The following is a 10491-nucleotide window of genomic DNA, read 5'->3' as shown; positions in this document are numbered from 1 at the left end:
TAAATTTGAAGGATACATATTATGAAAAGTATTAATAAAACTTTAGCACTTATCGCTATTGCATCTTCTTCAGCCGCTTTTGCTGCAACAGATTTTGACACACTGGATGTAGACGGCAGTGGCACAATTAGCCAAGCAGAAGCATCAGTAGATGCAAAGCTAATGAGCATGTTTTCTGAGCTTGATACTGACCAAAATGGTGAGTTATCAAAAGAAGAATTTTCAGAAGCTTAATTAAAAAGTATTTATCCTGAGTTGCCAAAGACACCTAAGTAGGCAAGGGAGCTTACGAAAGAGGATAACAAGGAAGTGGAAAATTACGTTTTAAGTTAAACGAAGCAATTTTTTTGATAGAACATTGAAGGATTAAGTTATGAAACATTTAAATAAAGCATTAGCACTTATAGTACTAGCATCTTCTTCCGCTGCATTTGCAGCATCAGATTTTGACAGCCTTGATATCGATGGTAGCGGCACAATTAGCCCAAGCGAAGCGGCAGTCGATACAGATTTAATGGCTGAATTTATTGAGCTAGATACCGACGGTAGCGGCGAGCTTTCTAAAGAAGAATTCGCTAATTACTAATTAACCTGAACTCTGGATAATAAATCTATCTCGAGCAGCTATTTTCAGCGCTAACTGCGTTGAATTTACTTGCAATAGGCCAGCTATTGACGCGTAAATTCGCCTTGTTTTCACTGAAAATCTCTGGCTAGAGAAAATAAATTTAAATATCACCATGATTCAATACGTTAGTAAATCTCTTAACCAGAGTACAGGTTAACTAATCTTTTTTCAGATTAAACATTTTTCACAGTCAGGGATCTTTGAAAAGGACTTCCCATATTACTAGGAATATTATTATGAAAACATTAAATACAACACTTGCAGTTATCGTTTTAGCATCTTCATCAGCAGCATATGCCGCAGTAGATTTTGCCTCTTTTGATGCAGATGGTAACGGTGCTATTACAATGGAAGAAGCAAAGGTTAACCCTCAGCTTGTAAAGATTTTTGATGATTTGGATACTGATGGTAATGGTGAAATCTCTAAAGAAGAGTTTTCAAAAGTACAGTAATCAATATTTAAGCATACTCCATTAAAGCCGCCTTAGTCAGCGGCTTTTTTGTGTATTAAATTAACTAATTAGAGTAACTAGTTAAAGGAATATAGCACTTACTTGGAATAGTTTTTCTACAACGGTAATGTGTTTTTTGTCGATTAAAAACATGATGACATGATCGCCCGACATAATAATTGTATCATCGTGAGCTATCAACACATCGTCATTACGTACTATTGCCCCAATGGTTGTACCTGCAGGAAGTTTTATGTCGGCAATCGCGCGCCCAACAACTTTAGATGTGTTTTCATCACCATGAGCAACCGCTTCAATGGCTTCTGCTGCGCCTTTACGCAGTGAATACACGTTAACAATATCACCACGGCGTACGTGCGTTAATAACGCTGATATAGTTGCTTGTTGTGGCGATATGGCAATATCTATTTCGCCGCCTTGTACCAAATCAACGTAAGCTCCACGTTGAATAAGTACCATGGTTTTTTGTGCGCCCATACGTTTTGCAAGCATGGCCGACATAATGTTTGCTTCATCGTCGTTGGTTACGGCAATAAATACATCGACTTGTTCAATATGCTCTTCTGAGAGCAGTTCTTGATCAGATGCGTCACCACAAAAGACGACCGTGTTATCGAGCATTTCTGAGAGTTGCTCGGCACGTTCTTTACTGCGTTCAATTAGTTTAACGGTGTGGTTTTTTTCAAGTGAGCGGGCAAGGCCTGCCCCAATGTTACCGCCACCAGCTATCATAATTTTTTTGTACGAACGCTCAAGTTTTTGTAGCTCGTTCATTACTGCGCGTATATGTTTTGTAGCGGCAATAAAGAATACTTCGTCATCGGCTTCAATAACGGTGGTACCCAGTGGTTTGATTGCTTTACCTTGACGATAAATAGCGGCAACACGAGTTTCTACATTAGGAATATGTTCTTTAAGTGCAGATAACGCATAACCTACTAATAAACCCCCATAGTAAGCTTTTACGGCTACTAACGAGAGCATGCCATCAGCAAACTGCAATACTTGCAGAGCACCAGGGTAGTCAATTAGACGGCGAATATACTTAGTGACCAGTGCTTCGGGAGCAATGTAATGATCGATTGGTAAATCATCGTTTTGAAATAGTTTTTCGCGGTATTTTAAATATTGCTCTGAGCGAATGCGGGCAATTTTAGTGGGCGTTTTAAAAATACTGTACGCCACTTGGCATGCAACCATGTTCACTTCATCTGAACTGGTTACCGCTATAATCATATCGGCATCTTCAGCACCTGCACGGCGTAATACATCAGGATGCGCACTGTGGCCCATAACCCCTTGTAAGTCGTACTTATCTTGAAGTTCACGTAATCGGTTACCGTCTATATCAACAACGGTAATTTCGTTTTGTTCGCCAACTAAGTTTTCAGCAAGCGTAGCACCAACTTGCCCGGCACCGAGTATAATTATTTTCATTATTTACCCGTGGTATTGATCATAATTTAATTAAAAAAATAGCCATTTAATGTTTCATAAATGGCTAACTATTTAGTGTACGGCTATTAGGCTTTTTTAACTAGCTTAGCGTAATAAAATCCATCACTTTCACCGGGCAGTAACTGCAAACCTGGAGTTGTTACGGTATCATTTTCGTGTAGAGGTATATGTTCTACATCATCGTTATTAGCTAAAAACTTAGCAACTTGCTGTTGGTTTTCTTGTGGAAGAACCGAACACGTAGCATATACCAATGTGCCACCTGGTTTTAACAGTGGCCAAATGCTATCAAGGATATCGTTTTGTAACTTAGATAAGTCTTCGATATCTGATGCGCGACGTAACCATTTTATATCAGGGTGACGGCGAATTACGCCAGTGGCTGAACAAGGCACATCAAGCAAAATACGATCAAATAATTTTTCGTCCCACCAAGTATGTGGTTGTGAGGCATCGCCACATTGTAGGTCTGCACCTAAGCCAATACGAGTTAAGTTTTGCTTAACGCGTTCAAGGCGAGTTGAGTCGCTATCAAGTGCAAGTACATCAGCATCAGCAAGCTCTAATATATGACACGTTTTTCCGCCAGGTGCTGCACAGGCATCTAAAATATAGTCATCTGCTTTAGGTTCTAAAAAGCGGGCTGCCAACTGTGCTGCAGCATCTTGTACTGAACATGCACCTGTATCAAACTCAGGCAACGAAAATACATCACGTGGTTTGGCAAGCTTAATCCCATCAATAAAGTCAGGGTTTAAGGTGTGTTCAATATCGTTAGCGCTAAGCATTTCGCTGTACTCTTGCGTGCTAAATTGTGCTTGATTTACACGAAGCCACATTGGTGCTTGTTGCTGGTTTTCTTCAAGTAGTGCTTCCCAGCTATCTGGGTAGGCTGTTTGCACCTGTTTAATAAACCAATTTGGATGGTTGTATAAACATACCGGAATAAGCTTCGCTTTTTCTTCAAGCTCTGCTTGTTGGCGCTGAAAACTACGTAAAATGGCGTTTATCAGCCCTTTTAATCCTAAAGCGCGTAGTTGAGCCAGTGCGTTTACAGTTTCTGAAATTGCAGCATGTGGTGGTACGCGCATATGCTGCAGTTGATAAATACCTACATATAATAAAAACTGAAATATTCTACGTTTACCTTTTAATGGCTGCTCTACTAAGTGTTGGCAGTAATTTTCAAGGCTCGGTAAGTAGCGTAAAACGCCATAACAAATTTGCTGTAGCAACGCTTTATCTTTAGGCGGCAAGCCTTGGCTTGCAAATGGAAGTTCTTGATTAAGCGATGCGCCTTTATCAACTACGTTATATAAAGTTTCAGCGGCAAGCGCTCGTACGTTTGGAACATTACTCATTGTTTTCGCCTAATATTGTGCCAGGGGTAACCCAGTCACTACGACCATTTAAAAAGTCGTTAATTGCCATTGGTTTTTTACCTTGCGGCTGTAATTGCGTAATACATAAAGCCTGTTCGCCACACGCCACTACTACGCCATTCTTATCGCTTGATAAAATTTGCCCAGGATCACCTGATTGCAGCACAACCTGCGCTTGATAAATTTTTACTGTTTGCCCACCCATTTGGGTAAAGCACACTGGCCATGGATTAAAAGAGCGAATGTTTCGCTCAATTTGCAGTGCACTTATTGACCAATCGATATTAGCTTCCTCTTTAGAAAGCTTTTTAGCGTAGTTAGCAAGTTCATCATTTTGAGGTTCAGGGGTGATCTCGCCATTAGCTAATTTATTAATGGTTTCAATTAACGCGTCTGGACCTAGCTCAGCAAGCTTTGTATATAAACTAGCGCTAGTTTCTGTCGTGCTAATAGGGCAGCGACTTATATGTAGCATATCGCCGGTATCTAGCCCTTCATCCATTTGCATTATTGTTACGCCGGTTTGTTCATCACCTGCCCAAATTGCGCGTTGAATCGGTGCAGCGCCGCGCCAGCGCGGTAATATAGAGCCATGCACATTTAAACAACCCAAACGTGGGGCTTCTAATATAGCTTTAGGTAAGATTAAGCCATACGCTACAACAATCATAATGTCGGCATTTAAGCTTGTTAGCTCTGCTAGTGCTTCATCATTTTTTAATGACTGTGGCTGAAAAACCGGTAAGTTGTGCTCAAGCGCTAGCTCTTTCACTTCACTGGCTTTTAATTTTTTACCACGACCTGCAGGGCGATCTGGCTGGCTATATACACCCACTATTTGGTGTTCGCTTTGTATCAGCGCTTGTAAATGACGTGCTGCAAAGTCCGGCGTACCGGCAAATATAATGCGTAATGGTTGAGTCACTGAGTTTTCCTAAGGTACTTATTACTAATCTGCAAATTTAGCTTCTTTTTCAAGCTTTTTACGAATACGTTGGCGCTTTAATGGAGATAAGTAATCAATGAACAGCTTACCTTGAAGGTGATCTAGTTCGTGTTGAATACAAATAGCCAGTAATTCATCTGCATCTAGTACAAACTCTTCACCGTTTTCGTTAAGTGCAGCGACTGTTACTGTTTCAGCGCGGTCTACTTTTGCATACGAGTTAGGTACTGATAAACAGCCTTCTTCGCTAACGGTAGAGCCGTCTTTTTTAATGATTTGTGGATTAATTAATACCAGTGGCTCGTCGCGCTCTTCTGATACATCAATAACAACGATTCGTTGATGAATATCTACTTGCGTGGCCGCAAGTCCAATGCCATTTTCATCGTACATTGTCTCTAGCATGTCTTTTACAATTTGACGTACTGTGTCGTCAACTTGTGCAACATCTTTTGCTATAGTACGTAAACGTTCATCTGGAAATCTTAAAACTTCTAACCTAGCCATAGTTACCTTTTTCACTTGTGCTTAATTTAGGGTATTGTATGCTCTTATTTTAGCCATTCGCGTTCACCTTTAACAGGTTTTGGGCAATAATAATGAAAAAACAATACAAGGAAGCTCAATGAAATCTCCATTACTTGCAATCATGCTTACGTTAAGTGCTGCGTTTCCCGCAATTGCTGACGTGCTTAAAATAAAAAAAGATGCACCAAAACAGTATGTTGTAAAAAAAGGCGATACACTTTGGGATATTTCTGGCATCTATTTAGATGAGCCTTGGCTATGGCCTGAACTTTGGCAAATGAATCCACAAATTGACAACCCGCACCTAATTTACCCCGGTGATGCATTAGCGCTGATATACGATGCAGATGGAAACCCACGTTTAGTGATTAATAAAGGATATAGAAAGCTATCTCCTCAGGGTCGTATTACACCAAAAGGGCGTAATGCTATTACTACTTTGCCGCTTGAAATGATCAAACCGTATATCAGTTACGAACAAGCAATGAACAGTGACGATATTAAAGGCAAACCTTATATTTTAGGTGCTAACGAAAATACTAAAACACAAACGTTAGGCCATATTTTATATGTTAAAGGCGACTTACAAGTACATAAAGCATATGCCATTTACCATAAAGGTGACCCTTACACCGATTTAACCGGTGAAGTGTTAGCAACGCGTGCATCTTACGTGGGTATCGCACGTGCGTTTAGAGCGGGTGATGAACACAATGGCGTGCCTTCGTCATTACGTGTTGAATCTGTTAAACGAGAAATTCAGCAAGGCGATTTTTTAATGCCGGCAATGGAAGGTCAAATGCTTCCTGCGTACTTTAATATTCACCGTCCTTCTGAGCCTGTAACAGGGAATATTATTGCTTCCCCACGACAAGTTAGAGAATTCAGCACAATGGATGTTGTAGTGCTAAACTTAGGCAGTGAACAAAACATAGAAGCGGGTCATGTATTAGATCTAGAACGTCAATCGCCAACGATTATTGATGGTCCTCGTGGCCCTCGTTATCCAGAAGATTCTAGTAAATACGAGAAGCTTTTATCTGATGTGAGCCAATTATTTGGTGGTGAGTCTGACGAAGAGAGCACAACGTGGACTATGCCTAAAGAAAAAGTTGGCGAGCTAATTGTCTTTAAAGTGTATGACAAAATAAGTTATGCATTAATAACTAAAAACCAGCACCCAATTCGCATTGGAGATATTGCAGTTATTCATTAAGAAGTAGCGAGTCGGTGCTCTAGGAGAGAGCATGGATCAGTCATCTGGCAAGCTAGCCCACTGGCTTGCCTTTTATATGTGTAAAGGGTTGGGTATCAAAACCCTTTTAGCACTATCTACAAACTATTCCCTTGGGTCGTTATTCGACTTACCTCATGACAAGCTTTTACAGCTTGGATTAACCGCTAATCAGGCGAGTAATTTACTCAATACCAATTGGCAACAAGTCAGTCATTATGAGCAATTAATTACGCTGCACAACATTACGGTTGTCTGTATTTTTGATGCGCTTTATCCAGAAGATCTCCGACAGATTGCCAGTGCGCCTTTATTACTATTTTGTAGGGGAGATGTCTCGTTATTATCTACTCCACAAATTGCAATTGTAGGGAGTCGTAATGCCACACCTACCGGGCTTGAAATAGCATCAGAATTTGCATACGAGTTAACTTTAGCGGGTATTACAGTTACCTCAGGTATGGCACGGGGAATAGATGGAGCAGCACATAAGGGCTCTCTTGCTGGTACGGGTAAAACCATAGCGGTGCTTGGTACTGGGGTTGATATTTACTACCCTAAACGCCATAAACTATTAACAGACCAAGTTTTAGAAAGCGGCCTGTTGGTGAGTGAGTTTTTACCAGGGGCAGCTGCTCATGCGCATAACTTTCCGCGCCGAAATCGTATTATTTCTGGGTTATCGTTGGGAGTGCTTATTGTTGAGGCTGAAATTAAAAGCGGTTCGTTAATTACAGTACGTTATGCGCTTGAACAAAATAAAGAGGTATTTGCAGTACCGGGTTCTATTAAAAACCCGTTAGCGCAGGCAAGTCACTTTTTAATAAAGCAAGGTGCTAAGCTGGTAGAAAACGTGGCTGACATTCTTGATGAGGTGAGTTTTACTTACGACAATAATGTATGTAACAAAGAGCAGCCTATTCAGGCAAATTCTCAATGCGAGGTTTTAAATAGTATTGGCTTTGAAGTCACCAGCGTAGACGACATTGTACGTCGCGCACAGTGGCCAATAGACAAAGTGCTGGCTAGGTTGCTCGATTTAGAATTAGACGATCAGATTGAGCGAGTGTTAGATGGTTATATTAAGTTAAGCGCAGGGAGGTAATATGTTTGATATTCTTTTATATCTTTTTGAAAATTACATTCATAGCGAAGCGGATATATTTGCAGAGCAAAATGAATTAACCGATGAGCTACTGCGCGCGGGCTTTAATAAGCCTGAGATATTTAAAGCTCTCGATTGGTTAGAGCAACTCGCCGATTTACAACACAGTGACGAGTCTCCTTATCTTATTACTAACCCTAAAGATGCTGTGCGTATATTTACCGATAGTGAATGCCAAAGGCTCAGTGCTGAGTGTCGTGGCTTTTTAATGTTTATTGAGCAAATAGGCGTAATTAACAATGTAACTCGTGAGATGGTAATGGACTGTTTAGCCTCACTAGATAAAGCAACCATAAGCCTAGAAGATTTAAAATGGATTGTACTTATGATTTTGTTTAATGTTCCTGGCTCTGAAGAGGCATATGAGCAAATGGAAGATTTGATTTTTGATGAACCCAGCGAACTTCTTCATTAGAGATAATTATCTTAATTGTACTCAAATTACTTAAACGGATAAGCACGGCATTGCTTGTATCTTTAAGTGGTTTGGGTATATTAGGCGAAAATTCACTAACCTATTAGGATCACCATGAGTAAAATCGACCATTCGCTTTTCTCGGCGAACAAGCACGCCCTCGAAAAAGAATACGAGATATGCCCACAGTGTGGTTCAGAGTTAGTGATCCGCAATAGTAAATCAGGCCCTTTTTTAGGATGCGCAAGTTACCCTGAATGCGATTTTATTAGGCCGTTGGCACATCACGATAGTAACGAAATTAAAGTTCTTGAAGATTCAGCATGCCCGCAGTGCAGCAAACCGCTGGTGGTTAAAAATGGGCGCTACGGTATGTTTATTGGGTGTACGGGTTATCCAGAGTGCCATTACATTGCTAACGAAAATGAAGAAAAACAAAGCGAAGACACTTTGCCAAGTTGCCCTAAATGCAAAAAAGGTCATTTAGTCGCGCGCAGTAATAAATTTGGTAAAGTATTTTATTCTTGTGATTGCTATCCAAGTTGTAAATACACACTTAATAATAAACCGGTTGAACACCCGTGTCCTGAATGTAACTGGCCTATCGTCATAGAGAGAAATATGGCAAACGGCACATTATTGCAATGCCCACAAAAAAGCTGCATGCATAAGCTCACCCCAACTGAATAACGTTTAATTATATCTGGAGACTACTTTGTCAGACCTTTCAAATACGCCCACTGCAATAACATGCTTAACGCAAGGCGAAGTTATTTTATACCCAACAGAAGCTGTATATGGTTTAGGTTGTGATCCAGATAATCAACAAGCCGTTGAGGCACTATTAGCTATTAAGCAGCGCCCGGTTGAAAAAGGACTTATTTTAATTGCTGATAACTACGGACAATTATTAAAATACGTAGATGATGCAAAAATACCAATGGATAAACGAGCTGATATTTTTTCGAGTTGGCCTGCTGCAATTACATGGGTTATGCCTGCATCTAAAAATACGCCTAAATGGCTCACAGGGCAGTTTGATACCATTGCAGTAAGAGTAACAAACCATCCAACAGTAAAGCGTTTGTGCCAAGAGTTTGGTAAGCCACTAGTATCAACCAGTGCAAACTTAACCGGTCAAGAAACAGTAATTAGTATTGAGCAAGCCAAAGCGCAATTTGCAGAACAAGTTGGCTTTTACGTTGACGAGCCGTTAGGTGGTAATACTCAACCAAGCACAATAAAAGACGCCATGACTGGCAAAATATTTAGAGGTTAATATGCAAAGCGAATTATTAGATCAAGTAAAAGCATACTTTATGGCTTTGCAAGACACTATTTGCCAAGGTTTGGAGGCTGCAGATGGCAGTGCTAAATTTATAGAAGATAACTGGCAGCGAGCAGAAGGTGGTGGTGGTCGCACACGTGTAACCACGAATGGTACTGTAATAGAGCAAGGCGGAGTTAATTACTCACACGTATTTGGCGCTTCAATGCCAGGCTCTGCAACAGCACACAGGCCAGAGCTTGCAGGGCGCAGCTTTCATGCGTGTGGTGTGTCGTTAGTTATTCACCCTAAAAACCCTCATGTACCAACAAGTCATGCCAATGTGCGCTTTTTTATAGCCGAAAAAGAAGGCGAAGAGCCAATATGGTGGTTTGGTGGCGGGTTTGATCTCACTCCTTTTTATCCAGTATTAGAAGACGTACTGCATTGGCATCAAGTTGCTCACGACATTTGTGCGCCATTTGGTAGTGAAGTTTATCCAAAATATAAAACATGGTGCGACGAGTATTTTTATTTAAAGCACAGAGACGAGACGCGCGGAGTAGGCGGTTTGTTTTTTGACGATTTAAACGAACTTGGTTTTGAAAAGAGTTTTGCGTTTATGCAATCGGTGGGTAATGGATTTTTAGATGCCTATTTACCTATTATTGAACGTCGTAAAAATGATGAATACACAGAGCAACAACGTGATTTTCAGCTTTATCGGCGCGGACGTTATGTAGAGTTTAATTTAGTATGGGATAGAGGCACTTTATTTGGATTACAAAGTGGCGGGCGCACTGAGTCTATATTAATGTCTATGCCACCACTTGCACGCTGGGAATATAACTATAAACCAGAGCCAAGTAGCTCAGAAGCTAACCTATATCAGTATTACTTACGCCCGCAAGAGTGGCTAACTAGTAAACCAAGTGAGCTGATAGCCAGAGAATGGCAATTATAACAATTACACAGTAATCAAAAAGGCGCTAATT

Annotated in this window: 13 protein-coding genes; 9 read left to right on the top strand and 4 right to left on the bottom strand. The window is 40.6% G+C overall.

The window, feature by feature from the left end:
- Positions 1 to 21 precede the first annotated feature (21 nt).
- The 3 genes from CXF76_RS02330 to CXF76_RS02320 all read left to right on the top strand — a co-directional run bounded on the left by CXF76_RS02330 (position 22) and on the right by CXF76_RS02320 (position 1080).
- Entirely contained in the window at positions 22 to 234 is a 213-nt protein-coding gene (locus CXF76_RS02330) for an EF-hand domain-containing protein (protein WP_004335175.1), read from the top strand.
- A 139-nt stretch (positions 235 to 373) separates the two neighbouring features.
- Complete coding sequence (locus CXF76_RS02325; protein ID WP_004335174.1) at positions 374 to 586, top strand: calmodulin; 213 nt, start codon at positions 374 to 376, stop codon at positions 584 to 586.
- Between the two features lie 278 nt (positions 587 to 864).
- Positions 865 to 1080 (top strand): EF-hand domain-containing protein, encoded by a 216-nt coding sequence (locus CXF76_RS02320; RefSeq protein WP_007584177.1) that lies wholly within the window; start codon positions 865 to 867, stop codon positions 1078 to 1080.
- An 81-nt stretch (positions 1081 to 1161) separates the two neighbouring features.
- On the opposite strand, the gene trkA is transcribed toward CXF76_RS02320, so the two are convergent.
- From trkA to def, 4 genes are all read right to left on the bottom strand, one after another.
- Positions 1162 to 2538 carry a Trk system potassium transporter TrkA gene (gene trkA / locus CXF76_RS02315; RefSeq protein WP_004335170.1) on the bottom strand — a complete coding sequence of 459 codons (1377 nt, stop codon included), beginning with the start codon at positions 2536 to 2538 and terminating at the stop codon, positions 1162 to 1164.
- Between the two features lie 86 nt (positions 2539 to 2624).
- Positions 2625 to 3920, bottom strand: a complete 1296-nt coding sequence (gene rsmB / locus CXF76_RS02310) for a 16S rRNA (cytosine(967)-C(5))-methyltransferase RsmB (protein ID WP_007584175.1) — start codon at positions 3918 to 3920, stop codon at positions 2625 to 2627.
- Positions 3913 to 4866, bottom strand: a complete 954-nt coding sequence (gene fmt / locus CXF76_RS02305; RefSeq protein WP_101162965.1) for a methionyl-tRNA formyltransferase — start codon at positions 4864 to 4866, stop codon at positions 3913 to 3915. Before fmt ends, rsmB begins: the two co-directional genes overlap by 8 nt.
- 24 nt (positions 4867 to 4890) lie before the next feature.
- Entirely contained in the window at positions 4891 to 5394 is a 504-nt protein-coding gene (def, locus tag CXF76_RS02300; RefSeq protein ID WP_007584168.1) for a peptide deformylase, read from the bottom strand.
- Positions 5395 to 5512: 118 nt separating this feature from the next.
- Here def and CXF76_RS02295 point away from each other — a divergent pair, with 118 nt between their 5' ends.
- The 6 genes from CXF76_RS02295 (at position 5513) to hemF (ending at position 10460) form a co-directional block, all read left to right on the top strand.
- Positions 5513 to 6631, top strand: a complete 1119-nt coding sequence (locus CXF76_RS02295; protein ID WP_101162964.1) for a LysM peptidoglycan-binding domain-containing protein — start codon at positions 5513 to 5515, stop codon at positions 6629 to 6631.
- 31 nt (positions 6632 to 6662) lie between these two features.
- Positions 6663 to 7754 (top strand): DNA-processing protein DprA, encoded by a 1092-nt coding sequence (gene dprA / locus CXF76_RS02290; RefSeq protein WP_101162963.1) that lies wholly within the window; start codon positions 6663 to 6665, stop codon positions 7752 to 7754.
- 1 nt (position 7755) lies between these two features.
- On the top strand, positions 7756 to 8229 hold the full coding sequence (locus tag CXF76_RS02285; protein ID WP_101162962.1) for a DUF494 family protein: 474 nt from the start codon (positions 7756 to 7758) through the stop codon (positions 8227 to 8229).
- 114 nt (positions 8230 to 8343) lie between these two features.
- Positions 8344 to 8919, top strand: a complete 576-nt coding sequence (locus tag CXF76_RS02280; RefSeq protein ID WP_024607303.1) for a DNA topoisomerase family protein — start codon at positions 8344 to 8346, stop codon at positions 8917 to 8919.
- Between the two features lie 25 nt (positions 8920 to 8944).
- The gene (locus CXF76_RS02275) at positions 8945 to 9508 is read left to right on the top strand and encodes an L-threonylcarbamoyladenylate synthase (protein ID WP_004335153.1); all 564 of its coding nucleotides are present in this window, start codon (positions 8945 to 8947) and stop codon (positions 9506 to 9508) included.
- A gap of 1 nt (position 9509) precedes the next feature.
- On the top strand, positions 9510 to 10460 hold the full coding sequence (gene hemF, locus CXF76_RS02270; RefSeq protein WP_101162961.1) for an oxygen-dependent coproporphyrinogen oxidase: 951 nt from the start codon (positions 9510 to 9512) through the stop codon (positions 10458 to 10460).
- Positions 10461 to 10491: the final 31 nt, after the last annotated feature.

The sequence above is a fragment of the Pseudoalteromonas sp. 78C3 genome, from assembly GCF_002836695.1.
GTDB classification, from domain to species: Bacteria; Pseudomonadota; Gammaproteobacteria; order Enterobacterales; family Alteromonadaceae; genus Pseudoalteromonas; species Pseudoalteromonas arctica.
The sequence above is the reverse complement of the archived record's forward strand: the minus strand, read 5'-3'. Positions and strand labels throughout refer to the sequence as shown.